Here is a 17,422-nt window from a genome sequence, read left to right as displayed (position 1 = left end):
TGCGCGACATGCTGGCGGTCCTGGACTACCCGGGGCGCAGGCCGGAGGCACCGGTCACCGCGCTGGGTCTCGACGGGATGGTTCCCCTGCTGACCGACCCGCTTCCGGTCGAGGTCACCGGTCCGGCGTACGCGGCACGGCTCGGCGACTGCCCCGGCCCGGTCCTGGCCTACTGCGCCGCGTCGGCGCTGGCGGTCCATCTCGCGCACCGGCTGGAGCGCCCACCGGCCCTGGTCTTCTTCGATCCGGTGCCGGCCACCGCCGCCGATGTCACCCAGGCCTACGCCAGGGCGGTCGGCCAGGTGCCGGGCGGCGGTGAGCAGACGGTGCCGGTCGGGGAACTGCCCGACGAGCCGGACCTGTTCCTGAAGGCCGCGCGCGAGGACCTGACGCGACGGGCGGAGACGGCGCTGCGGGCGCAGGGGCTGGGCGATGACGCGATCGCCGAACCGGTCGCGCACTTCGTCCGACAGCATGTGGCGTACCTCGCCTATCTGCTGGCGGCCCGGGGTCCGCTGCCGCGAAAGCCGGTCGGGCCGATGCTCCAGGTCCTCTCCCACGACCACCCCGACCACCGCGACTGGCTCCCCGAAGGAGAGCTGACCACGGTGCGCGTCGACAGCGACCGGGCCGGGCTCACGGCCCACGAGTCGACCAGATCCGTCGTTCTGTCGTTCCTGTCCGCCCTGTCCGCGACACCTAGGAGGCAATACTGATGACCGGCGAAGGACTGCGTGCCACGGTCGAGGAGATCTGGCGAGAGGTGCTCGGGGCGGATGTGGACGACGACAGCGACTTCTTCGACGAGGGCGGGCACTCGTTCGCCGCGCTGCGCATCATCGCGATGCTCAACGAGCACTACGACGAGCCGACGCCCGTGAAGGTTCTGTTCGACAATCCCCGGTTCGGGGACTTCGTGGCGGCGCTGGAGAAGGAGTTGCCGGGCCGGGAGTCGCTGGAAAAGGAGACGGGCCTCAGCCCGCGGGCCTAGCCCCGGCGGCGCGGGCGGGAGGCTCCGGCCTCTCGCCCTCGTCCCACCCGCCGGCCGCCAGGCGTGCCCGGTCGACCTTCCCGCCGACCGTCACCGGGAAGGCCGCCAGCCGGTGCACGGCCGCGGGCACCATGTACGCGGGCAGCACCTCGCGCAGCCGCCGCAGCATCTCGTCCGAGTCCGGCGCCTGCGCGCCGGTCACGTAGGCCACCAGCCTCCGGTCCTCCGCGGACCGGCCGGTGGCGACGACGATCGCGTCCTCCACCCCCGGGCAGGCCCGCAGCCGGTGTTCGATCTCGCCCGGCTCGACCCGGTGGCCCCGCACCTTGATCTGCTGGTCGATCCGGCCGAGGAACTCCAGCGTCCCGTCGTCCAGGCGGCGGCACAGGTCGCCGGTGCGGTAGACCCTGGCCTCGCCGAGAGAGGGCGCGGGCACGAAGCGTTCCTCGGTGAGACCGGGACGATTCAGATAGCCGCGGGCCAGTGAGTCCCCCGCGACGCACAGTTCGCCGGGCACACCGACCGCCTGGGGCCTGAGCAGCGAGTCCACGACGTGCAGCCGGGTGTTGCCGAGCGGCCCGCCGATCGGCACCCGCTCGTCGGGGACGTCGCCCACGGCGAAGTGGGTGACCTGCACGGTCGCCTCGGTGGGTCCGTAGAAGTTGACGAGGGGGGTCCGCGGGAACGCCCGGCGGAACCGGTGCACGTGGTCCGCGGCGAGTTCGTCGCTGCCGGTCGACACCAGCCGCAGCGTACGCATCCGGTCGGCGGCGTTCCGCGCCACGACCACGTCCCCGAGGGCGCCCAGCATCTGCGGGACGAGGTCGAGGGCGGTGACCTCGTACCGTTCGACGGCGTCGATGACGGCGTCCGGGTCGCCCTCGGCACCGGAGGGCAGCAGCGCCAGCGCACCGCCGCCCATCAGCCATCCGAACAGTTCCCACACCGACACGTCGAAGGAGATCGACGTCTTGTGCAGGATCACGTCGTCGGGGCCGAGCGGGTACGCGCGCTGGGTGGCGGCGAGCAGATTGACCAGGGACCGGTGCTCGACCACGACGCCCTTGGGTTCGCCCGTCGATCCGGAGGTGTAGATGACGTAGGCCGGGTCCTCCGGGCGGACGGTGACCGCGGGCAGCGGCCGACTCGGCACGTCCGTGTCCCCGCGGTCCCCGCGCAGCACCATGGACGCGCCGCTGTCGCGCACCACGAAGTCGATCCGTTCGGCGGGCAGCGACGGGTCGACGGGGACGTAGGCCGCGCCGGCCTTCAGCACGGCGAGGACCGCGATGACCAGCGCGGGCGAACGCTCGGCGACCACCGCCACCCGGTCGGCGCCCCGCTCCACGATCGCCGCCGCCAGCGAGTCGCTGCGCTCGTCCAGTTCGCGGTAGGTGAGGACACCGTCCGGCGACAGCAGCGCCCGCGCGTCGGGGCGTACGGCGACCGCGTGGGCGAACAGCGCCGGTACGGTCCGGTGGGGGCCGGCCGGCCACGCGGTGTCGTTGGACCGCTCCAGCAGCCGGCTGTCCGCCTCGGTGAGCAGGTCCACCTCGGTGAGTACGAGGCCGGGATCGGCCAGCACCTGCTCCAACAGGGTGGTGAGGTGGCGCAGCAGACGGGAGACGACGTCCTCATCGATCCCGGCCGCACGGGCGGTCAGTTCGCCGGTCTCCGTGACCTCCAGGAGCAGCGGCACGTCCTCCGGGCCCGGTTCGACGTGCAACCCCTCGACGCGAACGGCCACTTGGTAGGGGGCGTTGTGGCCCAGCACACCGAGGTCGAAGTTCTGGTGCGCGTAGGAGTCGAAGACGGCCGTCCGCAGTCGGTCCACGACGTCGGTGAACGTGTCGGTGCCGAAGACGGCGCAGCGCACCGGGATCAGCCGGTCGGGTCCGCTGCCGTCGATGCCGCCGCCGATCGGGGCGCCCTGGCCGATGACGACCGACTCGGTGCCTGTGTAGCGGTGCAGCAACGCGACCACGGCGCCGCAGACCAGCAGGTGCAGGCCGTGGGGCCGGCCGGCCGCGGCGTCCCGGAGCCCTTCCGGCAGCTTCTGTCGCAGCTCGTAGCGCCGCTGGTCGGCGGGGCGTGCGGAGAAGACCCGCGTGGGGCCCGCGGCCAGGACGTCCTGCCAGAATCGCGCGTGTTCCCGCCGCAGAGCTTCCGTCACATCGCACATGATCGTCGGTGACGTCAACGCAGTCAACGGGCCTGAGGGGGCTGGACTTTGACGGCGGCACCTGCTGCGATGGGGGCCGCCTGACAATCGGAAACCGGGGGGCGTTCTTGTCTGTGTCGTCGATGGTCGACCTGCTGGATTCGGCGCTGTACGTGGACGGGAACCCGCACGAAGCGCTGCGTGCCCTGCGGGAGACCGGCCCCGTGCACCGTCAGGTGGCGGCCACGGGTTCTCAGTTCTGGGCCGTGGTCGGGCACGAGGCGAGCCACCGGGTGCTGACCGAGTGGCGGACCTTCACCTCCACCCGGGGCACTACGCTGCGGGAGGACGACAACTCCGCGCCGTATCCCGGCGCCGGGAAGATGCCGGTCCTCACCGACCCGCCACGCCACACCGAACTGCGCCGGGCCGTGGCCCGGTTGTTCACCCCGCGGGCCGTGGAGCAGCTGTCGGTGCTGGCGCGCCAGGTGGCGGGTTCGCTCCTGGCCGACCTGCGCCGGCGCGGCGGCGGCGACTTCGTGACCGACGTGGCCGAGCGGTTCCCGCTCGCGGTGCAGGCCGAGCTGCTGGGGATTCCCCCCGAGGACATCCCGATGATGGCGGACGCGACCAACCGGGCCCTGGACAGCGCGGAGGACGAGGCGGCCGCCGGGCACCACGACGTGATGATGTACTACCTCAACGCGCTCGGCGCGCGACGCGGCGGGCCCGGCAAGGACCTGCTCGGTGCGCTGCTCGACGCCCGCGCGGGCGGGCTGCCCCTGTCGGACGAGGAGATCGTCCTGACGTGCGACAACATCGTGGTGGCCGCGAGCCAGACGGCCCGGCACTCCGCCAGCGGCGGCCTGCTGGCGCTGCTGGAGCGCCCGGAGGTCTGGGCCGCCCTGCGCGGCGGAGAGGTCGGCATCGACTCCGCCATCGAGGAGTTGCTGCGCTGGACCGCGCCGGTCACCCACGTGATGCGGACCGCCGTGACCGACACCGAACTGGCCGGCACACAGATCCGCGCGGGCGACGCGCTGGCCGTGTGGACGGCCTCGGCCAACCGCGACCGCACCGTCTTCACGGACCCCGACGACCTGGTCCTCGACCGTCACCCGAACCCGCATCTGACCCTCGGCGCCGGCATGCACTTCTGCCTCGGCGCGGCCCTGGTCCGCGTGATGCTCCGGGCCCTGCTGGAAGACCTGATCACGGCCGACACCTCACTGGCCCTCGCGAGCCCGCCCGTCTGGAGCTCCACCTGGGTCGTGAACGGCCTGCGGTCCCTACCGGTGAAGGTCGTCTCGCCCTGACCGACCGGCGACGGCCCCGCGGGGGCCGTACCCCGGCGAGGTCCATCAGGGACCGCCGGAGGCGGTCGCGACCATGAGACCGAAGCCGATCAGCACGGCGCCCGTGGTGCGCCCGAGCGCGCGGCGGGTCCGCGGCCGTTCGAGGACGTGTCCGGCCTTCGCCAGCAGGAGCACGTAGCTGCCCAGCCAGGCGACGGTGAGGGTGGCGTGGAGGAGGGCGAGGAGCGTCATGGCCCAGGCGGCGGGCAGCCGGGGCGGGGCCAACGTGGGCAGCAGCCCGGTGTAGAAGACGGCGATCTTCGGGTTGAGGACGTTGCTGATCAGGCCGGTCCGCCAGGGACTCCCGACGGCGGCAGGACCGGCATCCTCCCCCACTCTCGGCTTCGCTCGAGCGGGGGGACCCCCATGGCCGGCCGGGGCCGAACGGCGGTGCTGCCACAGCGCCTGCGCGCCCAGGAACACCAGGTAACCGGCGCCGAGGAGCTTGACGGCCAGGTAGGCCACGGGCGAGGCGGCCAGCACTGCCGCGAGCCCGGCCACGGTCAGCGCGCCCCAGAGCAGCAGCCCGGTCGCGATCCCGCCCACGGTGCGCAGCGCGTCACCGGGACCGGCCACGAGCGCACGTCGGGTCACCACCGCCATGTCCGGGCCGGGCAGGATGGTCAGCAGGCCGAGCACACCGAGCGCGGCTACGAGGTGGGTCAGCATGCCGGATGCGGGTTGGCGGCCGTGCCCTCGGTGCTCAGCAGCACGACCACCGAGGTGGGCCCGAGCCCCAAGGCCGTACGGCGTTCCTCGGCGCCCACGCCGGTGAGCGCCGCACGCAGACCGGCGAGCGCCGCGGCCCCGCAGGGGCCCGAAGAGACACCGGCAGCGGCGAGATCACCGGCCGCGCGGGCGCTGTCGGCGTCCGCGACGGCGACAGCGGCGTCCAGCCCGCCGTACAGGTAGGGCCAGGCGATGCTGGACGGGGTGCCGCAGTTCAGCCCGGCCATGCTGGTCTCACCCGTCGTGACGCTGACGAGTTCGTCGCACGCGAGGCTCTCCAGGACGCAGGCCGCGGCCTCCGGCTCCACCGACAGCAGTGCCGGGGCGTGCGCGGAGGGGCGGCTGCGGTAGTGGGTGACCACGGCCTGGGCCAGTGACCCCACGCCCACGGGTACGGCGACGAGGTCCGGTCCTTGGGCGACCCCTTCGGCCACCAGCTGCTCGTCGATCTCGGCGCAGAGGGTGGAGTAGCCCTCGACGATCCACCCCGGGATCCGCTCATAGCCCGGCCAGGCGGTGTCCTGCACCAGGACCGCGCCCGGCGCGGCGGCCGCCTCGGCCGCCAGGCGCACGGCCTCGTCGTACGGCCCTGAGACCTCGGTGACCTTCGCCTGTTCGGCGACGATGGCCGCCACGGCCTGCGGATGCACGCCCCGCGGAACGAGAACGTGGGCGTGCTGCCCGAACAGGCGGGCCATGCGGGCCACGGCGCGGCCGTGGTTGCCGTCGGTGGCGGTCACCAGGGTGACCGGCCCGTGCTCGGAGCCGTTCGCCGGCCGCTCGGCAAGGATGCGGTGGACCGCCCAGGACGCGCCCAGCGCCTTGAAGGCAGGCAGACCGAGACGGCACGACTCGTCCTTGACGAAGACCCTGCCAACCTCCAACTCACCTGCAAGGAACGGGAGTTCCTTCAGAGGAGTGGGTGAGTAGCCGGGCAGCTCGGCGTGGAAGTCACGCACCGCGCGGGGGGCGGGTTCACACCGCCAGGTGCGAGTGCGGGCACTGGGCCGCGCAAGCCACGGCAGCGTAGGAGGAGAGAGACGGTTCTGAGGCACACGATCAGGGTGCGGCCCCCGCCTACAATCGGTCCAGCGAATGTTTTCGACCTATATCCGTCGGAGAAACCGACCATTGAGCAAGCGCTCCGCGAGGGCGAGGAGAGCGAGCCACCCATGTTCGATCTGCACCGACTGCGCCTGCTGCGCGAACTCAAGCACCGCGGCACCCTGGCAGCCGTCGCCGCCGCCCTGTCGTACGCCCCGTCCTCCGTCTCCCAGCAGCTCTCCCAGCTGGAGGCCGAGGTCGGCGTCCCGCTGCTGGAGCCGGTCGGACGGCGGGTGAGGCTGACGGCGCAGGCCGAGATCCTCGTCGCCCACGCCGAAGCGGTCCTCGAACGCCTGGAGCGCGCGGAGGCGGACATCGCCGCCTCTCTGACCGACCTGACCGGCACGCTCCGTATCGCCTCGTTCCAGACGGCCGCGCTGGCCCTCGTCCCCACCGCGCTCGGCCTGCTGCGCGACCAGCACCCGCACCTGCGCGTCCACGTCACGCAGATGGAACCGGAAACGGCCCTTCCCGCCCTGCAGGCCCGCGACTTCGACCTGGTCCTCGCCGAGGAGTACCCCGGCAACCCGAACCCGCGGCCCGCCGAACTGGAACAGGAAGACCTGCTCGACGACCCCCTGCACCTCGCGCTGCCGGAGCCGGCCGACGTGTCGGACGCCGACGGCCCGACGGCGGCGCTGCGCTCACTCGCCCACCACCCCTGGGTGATGGAACCCGAGGGCACAGCCGCCCGGCACTGGGCCATGACCCTGTGCCGCAACGCCGGCTTCGAACCCGACGTACGGTTCGAGACCACCGACCTCCTGCTCCACCTCCGCCTCGTCGAGCAGAAACACGCCGCGGCTTTCCTGCCCGGCCTCGTCTGGAGCGAACAGCCCCCGACCGTCGCCCTGCGACAGCTCCCCCGCGGCCGGCGCACCCGCCGCATCTTCACCGTGGCACGCCGCGGCGGCGGCCGGCACCCCGCCGTCCAGGCCTGCCGGAACGCCCTCCTTCGGGCGGTCACCCTCCGCTCCGACCAGGCGTAAGCGACTCCGCCTCCGCCTGATGCGGCCGGGCCGGCCTACCCCGCGTCGCGGACGAGGAGTGCGATCTGCACCCGATTGGTCAACCCGAGTTTGGCGAGCGAACGGCTGACGTGGGCCTTGACCGTGGTCTCGGTCATGCCGAGCTCTCGGGCGATGTCGGCATTGGCCAGTCCGCGGGCCACCGCGCGGACGACATCCTGCTCCCGAGCGGTGAGAACGGCCAGCCGTTCCCGCGCGGCCCGGACGTCCGGGGACTGCCGGTCGGCGAAAGCGTCGATCACGCGCTTGGTGACCACGGGCGACAGCACGGAGCCGCCGCCGGCCACCGTGCGGACGGCGGCGATCAGATCGCGTGGCGCGGTGTCCTTCAACAGGAATCCGGCGGCCTTGGACCGCAGGGCGCCGTAGATGTACTCGTCGCGGTCGAAGGTGGTGAGCATGAGCACCTTCGGCGGATGGGGAGAGCGGCGGATCTCCCTGAGCGCGGTCACTCCGTCCATGCCCGGCATCTGCACGTCCATGAGCACGATGTGTGGCCGGTGGCGGCTGACGGCTGTGACGGCCTCCGCCCCGTTCTCCGCCTCGGCGACCACCCTGATGTCGTCCGCGGCCTCCAGGATCATGCGCAGCCCGGTCCGTACCAGAGCCTCGTCGTCGACGATGAGTACCCGGATCATGTCGGAAGCTTCGCAGACACGATGAATCCGCCGTCTTCCGTCGGCCCGGCGGTGAACTCGCCGCCCAGCAGTTCGACGCGTTCGCGCAGCGAGATCAGGCCGAGGCCGGTGCCGGACATCGCCGGCGGGCAGTCGTGCGGTGCGGCGTTGCCGACCGTGACCTCCAGCGCGGAGGGAAGGTGGCGTACCACCACCCGCGTGGCGACAGCGCCCGCGTGCTTGTGGATGTTGGTGAGGGCCTCCTGGACGACACGGTAGGCGGTGTGTCCGACCACGGCCTTCAACTCGGTCGCCGTTCCCTCGTCGCGCCGTTCCACGGGAACGCCGACTGCTCTCGACTGGTCGAGCAGTGCGTCGACATCGGCCAGTGTCGGCTGCGTCCGGAACGGATCCGGCTCTCCGTTCCCCTGACGGAGGATCCCGAGAACGGCTCTGAGCTGAGTGAGCGCCTCCTTGCCCGTGGTTCGGATGAGCTCCGCCTCCGCCGCGGTCTTCTCGTCGGGCGCGTTGATCTCCAGCGCCCCCGCGCGCAGGACCATCAGCGACACCTGGTGGGCCACCACGTCGTGCATGTCCCGTGCGATGCGGGCGCGCTCCTCCCCGCGCGCCCGCTCGACGAGCACGGCCTGCTCCCGCTCCAGCCGTTCGGCACGCTCGCGCAGCCCGGCCACCACCTGCCCGCGCGCGCTGATCCACAGCCCGATCGCCAGCGGAAGCCAGACGAACAGGGGTGCGCCACCGAGTGCGGAGACGATGTCGACGCCGGGTCGGGGCACCAACGCCAGGAGGCTCGCGGCCGCCGTGAAGATCGCCAGGTGGAGGGGGCGTCGAAAGGTGGTCGCCGCGACATAGGTCGCCAGGGACAGTACGAGCCCGGGTGACCGGGCCACCGAGTCCGCGGCCGCGATCACGAACAGCGGCCAGCGTCGTTGCGGCGCCATCCACGCACCCGCGGCCGCCAGCAGCCCGACCACCGCGGCCTGGACGGACGCGGGCACCGAGGTCGGCCCGAGCAGGGACTGCGGCGTCGCACCGGGCAGGGCCGCCGGCACGAAGGCACCGCAGACGGCGGCGGCGGGAAGCGCGAACGGCACCAGCCGTGTCACCAGCTGAGCCATCGCAGGCGCCTTCGGTCGTCGACGGAGCCGTGCTCCGCACGCAACTCGGGGACGGCATCCCGGAGCACTCGGACACCGAGCGGCACGAACACCAGGCACAGGACGCCGTTCGACACGACACCGTCGAACAGCTCGCTCGCTTTCAGCACGCCTCCCCACAGCGTCCCCGACCAGAGGAACAACAGACAGCGTCCCAGCCCGAACGTCCCGGAGCGGAATGCCCCGACGGTCAGCAATGCCATCCCGGCGTACTGGCAGGCGGACGCGCTCACCGGGACCCTCCATGGCCCGTAGGAGATGTCCGTGTACGTGGACGCCACGGTCGCGATCGCCTCGTCGAGGCCGCGCGCTTCGGCCAGTTGGAAGGCTGTCTGGTCGACGCCGGCGAAGTACAGGCGGGCGAACAGACCCATGATGACGAGAGTGCCGCCCCACACGGCGAGCCGCGGACACCTCGCCCCGACGATCCTCGCGAGTGTGGCGAAGGCGGGCCACAACAGCAGGGCCCCGGCGGCGAAGCACGCGTAGCCGGCCGTGACCAGCGCGGGGCTGTCCACATAGGCGGCCAACTGCGACGGTGCGGCGAACTCCTTGCCGAACTCCGTCGACTGGCCCCGAGCGAGGGCTTCCGAGTCGAGCGCCAAGTACCGCAGGAGCAGCCCGGCCGCCCACACCACGGGACCGAGGACGAGAGCCACTCCCCCGATGATCCGGCCGGGGAACCACGCATGGTTGCCGCGCACGGGAGGAGGCGTCTTCCACCCGCCTCCTGCCCGGGCGGTTTTCTCTGTTCGCGTCATGACCGGCATCGTCGATCACGAGTGAGGCGACCACATCCTCCGATCGATGCGATCGATGTCTCTTTGGTTGCACGGCTGGAAGCCTGGGGGCCTCGCAGAGGATTCGCGGTGGGGTCAGCGGGACTGGCGGGAGCGGGCCAGCCAGCCGAGGGTGACGGCGAGCAGGCCCAGGAGCATGGCGAAGTAGGCGCCGCCGAGCCCGTTGCCGGTGCCGAGACCGCCGTCGGCGGTGGCCGCGACCGCCCCGCCGACGACCAGGGCGACCAGACCCGCCGCGAGAGCCGTGACGGCTCCGTTCCGCCGGGCCCAGGTGCCGATGTGTCCCCGACCGGTGGGGCGGGCCAGGGCCAGGCCGCCGTTGACCGCGCCGAGGAGGCCGACGAGCGCCGACAGGGAGGCCCCGACCCGGCCGACGCTCACGGTGAAGACGCTCGCGGCGACCGGCTGGGCCGAAGGGTCCGCGGCGGCCGGTGCGGCGAGCGCGAGACCACCGATGAGGACGGCTGCGGTCACGGTGAGCACGGATCGAACGGACATGAGGTGTCCTGCCTTTCTGATACGGGTCTGAACGGGTCGTGCGTGAGATCGGTGACCGGGAGGACGGTGCGTCGGGCGGCTACGGCCTGGCAGCGGGGCGCGGCAGCGGGCGCGGGGAGAACGCCTGGGCCAGGGCCAGGGTGCTGAGGGCGAACATCACCACGCCCAGGGGGACATGGAGCGAGGACACGTGGGCGACGCCCAGCGCCACCTGCGCCGAGGCGAGGACGAGGAATCCGGTGGCGTACAGGACGGGACGGGGCGATCCGCCGCCCCGGCGCCACGCCAGGACCGCGGCGAGGACGTACAGCATGGCGGCGGCGTACATGACCTTCGAGCCGATGTCGTGCAGGAGGTAGCCGTGGGACGACGTCAGGAGCACACCCGCGGTGGCCGCCTGGAAGAACAGGGTGAGGGTCTGAAGGGCTATCGCGGTTCTGAGGAGGGTGCCGCCACGGTGGTCGGCGGTCGTCGTCGGTCTGGCCATGGTGGGTGGTCCTCTCGGTGGTTCGGAGCGTTCGCGTTCGGGCGGTTCGGGTGGTCAGCGGAGGGTGAGCGGGGTCTCGGCGTCGATGCGGTTGAGCTTCTCGGGGTTGCGGACGTAGTAGAGGCCGGTGATGCCGGCGTCCTCGACGCGCATCGCCATCACGCCGTCCAGCTCGCCGTCCACGGACACGGCGAGGGCGGGGCTGCCGTTGATCACGGTGGGTTCGCAGCCGACCGTGACGCCGGCTTTCCTCGAGCCGCCGAAGTAGAAGCGGACCACCTTGTCGGCGCCGACGACGGGTCGCAGCGCGGCCCGCTTGAGGCCGCCGCCGTCGCTGACCAGGACGACATCGGGCGCGAGAACGTCGAGGAGGCCCTGCGGGTCTCCGGTCTCGATCGCCCGCCGGAACGATTCGACGGCGGCCCGCGCCTCTCCCGGGGAGGCGGTGCGGCGGGGCCGGCGGGCGTCGACGTGCCCGCGGGCGCGGTGCGCGATCTGCCGTACGGCCGCGGGGGTCTTGCCGACGGCCTCGGCGATCTCGTCGTAGCCGACGTCGAAGACCTCGCGCAGCACGAACACGGCCCGCTCGGTCGGCGTGAGGCTCTCCAGGACGAGCATCATCGCCATCGACATGCTCTCGGCGAGTTCCACGTCCTCGGCCACGTCCGGGGTGGTGAGCAGCGGTTCGGGCAGCCACTGGCCGACGTACGCCTCGCGGCGGCGCTTCACGGTCCGCAGCCGGTTGAGCGCCTGCCGGGTCGTGATCCGCACCAGGTAGGCCCGCTCGTCGCTCACCTGCCCCAGGTCGGCCCTGACCCAGCGCAGCCACGTCTCCTGGAGGACGTCCTCCGCGTCGGCGGCCGAGCCGAGCATCTCGTAGGCGACGGTGAAGAGCAGATTGCGGTGGGTGACGAACGCCTCCGTCGCGAGGTCGGTGGCGGGGACGGCGTCCTGCTGATGCTCGGTCATGTCTCGGTCCTTCTGCGCCAGATGCTCGATCAAGCCCGGGTAACTGCTGTGCTTGATCTTCGCGCCAAGACGGCCCGTCATGGTGTCTCCTCCGTCCCCAGGGGGTTCGGGCACAGGACACCGCAGGCCCGACGCCTGTGACAGCAGGTGACGCGGATCACATTCAGGGGCGCGGCGCAGTCAGTGACAAGGCCCGGCACAACAGTGCCGGGCCCAGGTGTTCCTACGCGATCACTTGTAGAGGACGTCCCAGTGGTTCAGCCAGTACTCGTCGGCGTAGTCGACCGTCCTGCCGTTGATCGTGCCTCGGTACACGGGCGCGCCGTCGCCCCGCTTGTGGTGGTACTTGACGTTCTTGTGGATCCAGTTGGTGAGGCACTTGCCGCCGGTCTGGCTGCGGCGGAAGTCGAGCTTGTAGCCGTTCCAGTGGGTGTACTCGCCGCGCCGGGAGTGGCCGGCCTCCGTGCCTCCGGTGACGACGACGGCGCAGCCGCTGAGCTTCTTCAGAGTGATGGCGCCGTTGACGGTGCCGAGGCGGATCTGCTCGTAGCTGGTGCAGCCCTCGCCGCGGTGCCAGCAGTTCTTGCTGCTCACGCGGGTGATGCCGGCGGCCTTCATCTTGGCGGCGGCCTGGGAGTCGGTGAGCTTGGTGGCCGGGTCGCCGGGGGTGGTCCCACCGCCGCCTCCGCCGCCCGCGCCGCTGACGAGCCTGGCCCAGGTGTTCAGGCCGGCGATGCCGTCCGCCGTGAGGCCCTTGGCCTTCTGGAAGGCCTTGACCTTGGCCTCGGTGCCGGCTCCGAACACGCCGTCCGCCGTCGTGGCATAGCCGTTCGCCGTCAGCTGGCGCTGAAGGGCCTTCACCGCCTCGCCCTTCGCGCCGTTCTTCAGCGTGACGATCAGCTTCGACCAGGTCTGCGAGCCGACGACGCCGTCCGCCGTCAGACCGTTCGCCTTCTGGAACGCCTTCACCTTCGCCGCCGTACCCGAGCCGAACACCCCGTCCGCCTCGGTCGCGAAGTTCCGCGCCGTCAGCAGGAGCTGGACCGTGCGGACGTCCTCACCGCGGTCACCCTGCTTCACTACGGGGAACGTTGCGGAAGCCCGCGTCTGCTGGCCGGCCGCCGCCGCTGCCGGGACGTCCTGGAGGGTCGTCGCCATGACGCCGCCCGCCACCGCGGCGGCGAGCGCCAGCGTCGTGATGGCCGTCCCGCGGCCCCTCTTGTGCGCGGGAGCCTTCTTCGGAGCACTCATCGTGCCGTGTTCCTTCTCTCTCTTGGGATCTCTGAGTTGGTGCGGGATCAACCGCTGACCAGCCTGGCCCAGGTGTTCGGGCCCGCGATGCCGTCCGCCGTGAGGCCCTTGGCCTTCTGGAAGGCCTTGACCTTGGCCTCGGTGCCGGCTCCGAACACGCCGTCCGCCGTCGTGGCGTAGCCGTTGGCCGTCAGCTGGCGCTGAAGGGCCTTCACCGCCTCGCCCTTCGCGCCGTTCTTCAGCGTGACGATCAGCTTCGACCAGGTCTGCGAGCCGACGACGCCGTCCGCCGTCAGACCGTTCGCCTTCTGGAACGCCTTCACCTTCGCCGCCGTACCCGAGCCGAACACCCCGTCCGCCTCGGTCGCGAAGTTCCGCGCCGTCAGCAGGAGCTGGACCGTGCGGACGTCCTCACCACGATCGCCCTGCTTCACGACCGGGAACGACGGCTGGGCCGGTGCCGTGCCGAGGTTGGCCATGGCGCGCAGTTGCGCGAGGCTGCCGCGGAAGACGTTGCGGTCGGCCTTGCCCTTGATGCCCGGCACGGAGTCGGTCTCCGTGTACTGCCAGAACGTCCAGGACTGCCGCGTGCCCGGGAGTTGCCTGGGCTCGTTGGCGCCGCTGCCGTAGCGGGGGATCCACTGGACGTAGCCGTCGAAGACCTGGCCCTTGCCGCCCATGCACTCGTTGATGAAGGGCGCGGAGGTGTAGACGATCGGCTTCCGGCCGAACGCGGCCTGCACCCTGTCCATGAAGATCTTGAGCTGCGTGGTGCGCAGATTGACCGGGCAGATCTGCACCCACTTGCCGTTGACCTTCTTGCTGATCTTCTCCACGTCCAGCACCGGCGGCAGTTCCCCGGGCTTCTTGCCCGTGTAGCCGGCGGCCTTGGCGGTGCGGATGAAGTGGTCGGCCTGGGCGGCGCCGTTGGTGGGGTTGTCCGGGTTGTAGAAGTGGTACGGCGCCCGCATCATCCCGCGGGCCTCGGCGGACTTGAAGTCCCGGGCGAACCAGCCGTCCTTCCAGGTGTGGCCCTCCGTCGCCTTCAGGAAGACGAACTTGTTGGAGGCCGCCACCCTGTCCCAGTCGACCGGGTTGCCGCCCGCGTGGTTGTGATGGCTGGTGTCCGTGCCGACGACGGAGTACGTCGACGGGTGGGCGGCGTGGCCGGCGGGGGCCAGGGCCAGCCCGGCGCCCGCCACGGCGGCGGACAGGGCGACCGTGCCGGCGGCCAGCCGCTTTCCGGTCCATTGCGAAGCGTGCTTGCTCACTGGATGTGTTGTCCTCCCGTTGGGCCGGGACGGTGCTGGGTCCCGGGTGGGTCGTCCCGCGGCGACGGGCCGCGCGCAGGGGCACGCGTCGGCGGCGGGACGTAGTGGTTGTCGAGGGGTGCGGGGCCGGGCGGTTGTCGCCCGGTCCTGTCGTCCGGCGCGATCCCTCGCGCCGGTCCGTCCCGCCCGGCGCGGTCGCGCTGCCGGGCCATGGCGGACGTACCGCGCACCCGGGCCGCTTCGGTCCAAGCGGCCGGTCGGTCGGCAAGACCGTGACAGGGCAATTGATGACCAGCAAGGCCGCTGAACGTACTGATCAAAGAATCAACAGCGTTCGACCGAAGTCCGCCTGCGGAAGAAAGGCGGAGGCGAATGCAACCTTTCGCTGGTCGGCAGGCATCATCTGTGGCTGACAAACGCGACTGTGCGGTTGCCGTGAGTGGTGAGGAAGGCCGAGAACGTGGGTCGGCGGGAGAGGGAGCTGGACCCTGCGCAGGGGCCGGTGCAGGAGTTGGCGCATGCGCTCAGACAGGCGCGGGCCAGGGCGGGCAGTCCGCCGTACCGGCAGATGGCCGCTCGGGCGGCCTTCTCCGCGTCGGCCCTCTCCACGGCGGCCAGTGGCCGGGATCTGCCGAGTTGGCCGGTGACGGCCGGGTATCTGCGGGCCTGCGGGGTGACCGACCTCGGGGACTGGGAGCGGCGGTGGCGGGAGGCGGCCGCCGGCCTGGCGGCGACCAGGAGCGCCGAGGAGTCGGTGGCGTCCCCGGAATCCGCTTCGGTCGCGGCTCCCTCCCCCGGCTGGCTCCCCGCCGAGGCCACCTCCTTCCTCGGCCGGGAGGCCGAACTCCGCGCCCTGCGAAGCCGGGTGCGGACCTCACGGCTCGTCACCGTCACCGGCACCGGCGGGGTCGGCAAGACACGCCTCGCCATGCGTACCGCCGCCCTGGTGCGCGGCGACTTCCCGGACGGCGTGTGGTGGATCGAGCTGGCCGACACCCGCGAACCGGCCACCCTGGTCCACACGGTGACCGCCGCGCTCCAGCTGCCGGAGGACCCCTCGGCGCCCGCGCTCGCCACCCTGCTGTCCTTCCTGGCCGGGCGGCGGCTGCTGATCGTCCTGGACAACTGCGAGCACCTGGTGGATCCCTGCGCCCGCCTGATCCGGGAGATCCTGCGCGCGGCGCCCGGCGTGACCGTCCTGACGACCAGTCGGCAGTGCCTCCGGCTCACCGAGGAGAGCGTCTTCCCGCTCGAGCCGCTTCCGTTCCGGCCCTGCCCCGGTACGGCCGTGAGAGCCACGCCGCCCGAAGCCGCCGACGCCGACTCCGTCGCCGTGCGCCTGCTCCGCGACCGCGCCGCCGCCGCGGCCCCCGGATTCCGGCTGCCGGACGCCGACCGAGCGCTGGCGGAACGCATCTGCGCCCAGCTGGAGGGCCTGCCCCTGGCCATCGAACTGGCCGCCCGGTGGCTGCGGGTGCTGTCTTTGCAGCAGCTGTCCGAGCGGCTGGACGACCGTTTCGGCCTGCTCCGCAACGGCGACCGCGCCGCCCACCCGCGCCACCGCTCACTCCAGGAACTCCTCGACTGGAGCTTCGATCTGTGCTCGCCGGCGGAGCGGACCGTGTGGTGCAGGCTGTCGGTGTTCGCGGGGGACGCCTCGCTGGACGCGGCCGAGAACGTCTGCGCGGGAGGCACGATCGGACCGGCCGACGTGCTCGACGCCGTGGCGGAGCTGACCGACCGGTCCGTGGTCTCCACCGTGACCACGGAGGACGGCGTCCGGCTCCACATGCTGGAGAGTGTCCGCGAGTACGGGCTGGCCCGGCTGCGGGACTCCGAGGGCGAGGCGTACGCGCGGCGCCGCCACCGCGACTGGTACGTCGGCTTCGCCGAACGCCTGGCCGCGGCGCGCCAATGTCCCGACCAGGACCGGCTGTTCGCCCGGGTACGCCGTGAACTGCCCAATCTGCGCGGTGCGCTGGCGTACTCCCTGGCGACCTCCGACGGCGCGTCCGCCGCCCAGCGGATCGCGGGCGCGCTGTGCCTGTACTGGATCACCGACTCGTCGTTCGAGGAGGGCCGCCACTGGCTGGAGCAGGTCGTACGGCGCACCGACGCCGAGGCCTGGGTGCGCGCCCAGGCGCTGTGGGCCTGCGCGTATCTCGCCGTGCTGCAGGGCGACCTGGCCGCCGCCGACCGGCACGCCCGCGCGGCCGAGGACGCCGCCGCCGTGGAGGACCGGCACCGCTCGGCCGCCGGTGCGGCGCTCGTGCGCGGACTGGTCGCGCTGTTCAGCGGCGACCCCGAGACGGCGGGCGCCCACACCCGCCGCTCGCTGGAGCTGTACCGCGAGGCCGGCGACTCCTTCGGCGAGCAGCAGGCGCTCAGCCAGTCGGGCCTCATCCAGCTGCTGCTCGGCCGTACCGAGGACTCGTTCGACACCCTGCAGCAGGCGCACGCGCTCGCCGTCGAGCACGGTGAGCAGTGGCATCGGTCGTACATCCTGTGGGCGCTGGCCCTGCACCACCTGGCCCGCGGGGAGGCCGGCGAGGCGGCGGCCGTGCTGCGCGAGTCCCTGCTGATCAAGCAGACCTTCTCCGACGGTCGCGGCATCGCCACCGTGCTCGAAACCCTCGCCTGGACCAGGGTCGAGCAGGACGACGCCCGGTCCGCCGCCCGGCTCCTCGGCTGCGCCCACGCCATCTGGCCCGCGGGCGACAAGCGGCTGTTCGGGTTCCGGGAACTGGTCCGGCGCAGCGAGCACTACCGGCGGCGCGCCCGCGCGGACCTCGGCGACACCGCCTTCGACGAGCACTTCACCCGAGGGCTGCACACGTCCACGGCGGAGGCGGTGCGCTTCGCGCTGGATCTCGGTACCGGAACGCGGGAGGGGGCGGCGGAACGCCGGTGCGACAGCCTGCTGAAGATCGGCGGTAACGATCCCGCGGCGGCGACCACTACCTCATGACAGACGTCTTCCGGC

General features: G+C 72.2%; 16 protein-coding genes. 5 read left to right on the top strand and 11 right to left on the bottom strand.

Going from position 1 to position 17,422, the window contains the following annotated elements:
- Window positions 1-8: 8 nt before the first annotated feature.
- Window positions 9-716: a hypothetical protein gene (locus tag ACZ42A_RS27815; RefSeq protein WP_468530004.1), complete on the top strand. Its 708-nt coding sequence runs from the start codon at window positions 9-11 to the stop codon at window positions 714-716.
- Complete coding sequence (locus ACZ42A_RS27810) at window positions 716-991, top strand: acyl carrier protein (protein ID WP_468530003.1); 276 nt, start codon at window positions 716-718, stop codon at window positions 989-991. Before ACZ42A_RS27815 ends, ACZ42A_RS27810 begins: the two co-directional genes overlap by 1 nt.
- Here ACZ42A_RS27810 and ACZ42A_RS27805 read toward each other — a convergent pair.
- Window positions 975-3,164, bottom strand: coding sequence for a non-ribosomal peptide synthetase (locus ACZ42A_RS27805; RefSeq protein WP_468530002.1), 2,190 nt, complete (start codon window positions 3,162-3,164; stop codon window positions 975-977). The two genes, ACZ42A_RS27810 and ACZ42A_RS27805, sit on opposite strands and share 17 nt — an antisense overlap.
- A 122-nt stretch (window positions 3,165-3,286) precedes the next feature.
- Between ACZ42A_RS27805 and ACZ42A_RS27800 the strand changes: the two genes are divergently transcribed.
- Window positions 3,287-4,468, top strand: coding sequence for a cytochrome P450 (locus tag ACZ42A_RS27800; RefSeq protein WP_468530106.1), 1,182 nt, complete (start codon window positions 3,287-3,289; stop codon window positions 4,466-4,468).
- 45 nt (window positions 4,469-4,513) lie between these two features.
- On the opposite strand, the gene ACZ42A_RS27795 is transcribed toward ACZ42A_RS27800, so the two are convergent.
- Both ACZ42A_RS27795 and ACZ42A_RS27790 read right to left on the bottom strand, forming a co-directional pair.
- Window positions 4,514-5,176 (bottom strand): LysE family translocator, encoded by a 663-nt coding sequence (locus ACZ42A_RS27795; RefSeq protein WP_468530001.1) that lies wholly within the window; start codon window positions 5,174-5,176, stop codon window positions 4,514-4,516.
- A complete protein-coding gene (locus tag ACZ42A_RS27790; RefSeq protein WP_468530105.1) occupies window positions 5,170-6,261 on the bottom strand; it encodes a diaminopropionate ammonia-lyase in 1,092 nt (363 codons plus the stop codon). Before ACZ42A_RS27790 ends, ACZ42A_RS27795 begins: the two co-directional genes overlap by 7 nt.
- 147 nt (window positions 6,262-6,408) lie before the next feature.
- Between ACZ42A_RS27790 and ACZ42A_RS27785 the strand changes: the two genes are divergently transcribed.
- The gene (locus ACZ42A_RS27785) at window positions 6,409-7,329 is read left to right on the top strand and encodes a LysR substrate-binding domain-containing protein (RefSeq protein WP_468530000.1); all 921 of its coding nucleotides are present in this window, start codon (window positions 6,409-6,411) and stop codon (window positions 7,327-7,329) included.
- 35 nt (window positions 7,330-7,364) lie between these two features.
- Here ACZ42A_RS27785 and ACZ42A_RS27780 read toward each other — a convergent pair whose 3' ends face one another.
- The 8 genes from ACZ42A_RS27780 to ACZ42A_RS27745 form a co-directional block, all read right to left on the bottom strand.
- Window positions 7,365-8,006: a response regulator gene (locus ACZ42A_RS27780; RefSeq protein WP_468529999.1), complete on the bottom strand. Its 642-nt coding sequence runs from the start codon at window positions 8,004-8,006 to the stop codon at window positions 7,365-7,367.
- A complete protein-coding gene (locus ACZ42A_RS27775) occupies window positions 8,003-9,124 on the bottom strand; it encodes a sensor histidine kinase (protein ID WP_468529998.1) in 1,122 nt (373 codons plus the stop codon). The genes ACZ42A_RS27780 and ACZ42A_RS27775 overlap by 4 nt, the downstream gene beginning before the upstream one ends.
- The gene (locus tag ACZ42A_RS27770) at window positions 9,109-9,822 is read right to left on the bottom strand and encodes a hypothetical protein (protein WP_468529997.1); all 714 of its coding nucleotides are present in this window, start codon (window positions 9,820-9,822) and stop codon (window positions 9,109-9,111) included. The genes ACZ42A_RS27775 and ACZ42A_RS27770 overlap by 16 nt, the downstream gene beginning before the upstream one ends.
- A gap of 216 nt (window positions 9,823-10,038) precedes the next feature.
- Window positions 10,039-10,461, bottom strand: a complete 423-nt coding sequence (locus ACZ42A_RS27765; RefSeq protein WP_468529996.1) for a DUF6223 family protein — start codon at window positions 10,459-10,461, stop codon at window positions 10,039-10,041.
- Window positions 10,462-10,540: 79 nt separating this feature from the next.
- Window positions 10,541-10,948 (bottom strand): hypothetical protein, encoded by a 408-nt coding sequence (locus ACZ42A_RS27760; RefSeq protein ID WP_468529995.1) that lies wholly within the window; start codon window positions 10,946-10,948, stop codon window positions 10,541-10,543.
- A gap of 54 nt (window positions 10,949-11,002) precedes the next feature.
- A complete protein-coding gene (locus tag ACZ42A_RS27755) occupies window positions 11,003-11,917 on the bottom strand; it encodes an RNA polymerase sigma-70 factor (RefSeq protein ID WP_468530104.1) in 915 nt (304 codons plus the stop codon).
- Window positions 11,918-12,148: 231 nt separating this feature from the next.
- A complete protein-coding gene (locus ACZ42A_RS27750) occupies window positions 12,149-13,168 on the bottom strand; it encodes a peptidoglycan-binding domain-containing protein (protein WP_468529994.1) in 1,020 nt (339 codons plus the stop codon).
- 47 nt (window positions 13,169-13,215) lie between these two features.
- Entirely contained in the window at window positions 13,216-14,439 is a 1,224-nt protein-coding gene (locus ACZ42A_RS27745; protein ID WP_468529993.1) for a peptidoglycan-binding protein, read from the bottom strand.
- Between the two features lie 568 nt (window positions 14,440-15,007).
- Between ACZ42A_RS27745 and ACZ42A_RS27740 the strand changes: the two genes are divergently transcribed.
- Window positions 15,008-17,407 (top strand): ATP-binding protein, encoded by a 2,400-nt coding sequence (locus tag ACZ42A_RS27740; protein ID WP_468529992.1) that lies wholly within the window; start codon window positions 15,008-15,010, stop codon window positions 17,405-17,407.
- The last annotated feature ends 15 nt before the right edge of the window (window positions 17,408-17,422 follow it).

Source organism: Streptomyces sp. NPDC030838 (assembly GCF_055572035.1).
Note: the sequence above shows the minus strand (reverse complement) of the source record. Positions and strands in the feature narration are given on the sequence as shown.

Bases quoted from the DNA above. Each gene is read 5' to 3' on its own strand.
- ACZ42A_RS27815 (WP_468530004.1), top strand. From the start codon at position 9: ATGCTGGCGGTCCTGGACTACCCGGGGCGCAGGCCGGAGGCACCGGTC.
- ACZ42A_RS27810 (WP_468530003.1), top strand. From the start codon at position 716: ATGACCGGCGAAGGACTGCGTGCCACGGTCGAGGAGATCTGGCGAGAG.
- ACZ42A_RS27795 (WP_468530001.1), bottom strand. From the start codon at position 5,176: ATGCTGACCCACCTCGTAGCCGCGCTCGGTGTGCTCGGCCTGCTGACC.
- ACZ42A_RS27785 (WP_468530000.1), top strand. From the start codon at position 6,409: ATGTTCGATCTGCACCGACTGCGCCTGCTGCGCGAACTCAAGCACCGC.
- ACZ42A_RS27780 (WP_468529999.1), bottom strand. From the start codon at position 8,006: ATGATCCGGGTACTCATCGTCGACGACGAGGCTCTGGTACGGACCGGG.
- ACZ42A_RS27775 (WP_468529998.1), bottom strand. From the start codon at position 9,124: ATGGCTCAGCTGGTGACACGGCTGGTGCCGTTCGCGCTTCCCGCCGCC.
- ACZ42A_RS27765 (WP_468529996.1), bottom strand. From the start codon at position 10,461: ATGTCCGTTCGATCCGTGCTCACCGTGACCGCAGCCGTCCTCATCGGT.
- ACZ42A_RS27760 (WP_468529995.1), bottom strand. From the start codon at position 10,948: ATGGCCAGACCGACGACGACCGCCGACCACCGTGGCGGCACCCTCCTC.
- ACZ42A_RS27755 (WP_468530104.1), bottom strand. From the start codon at position 11,917: ATGACCGAGCATCAGCAGGACGCCGTCCCCGCCACCGACCTCGCGACG.
- ACZ42A_RS27750 (WP_468529994.1), bottom strand. From the start codon at position 13,168: ATGAGTGCTCCGAAGAAGGCTCCCGCGCACAAGAGGGGCCGCGGGACG.
- ACZ42A_RS27740 (WP_468529992.1), top strand. From the start codon at position 15,008: ATGGCCGCTCGGGCGGCCTTCTCCGCGTCGGCCCTCTCCACGGCGGCC.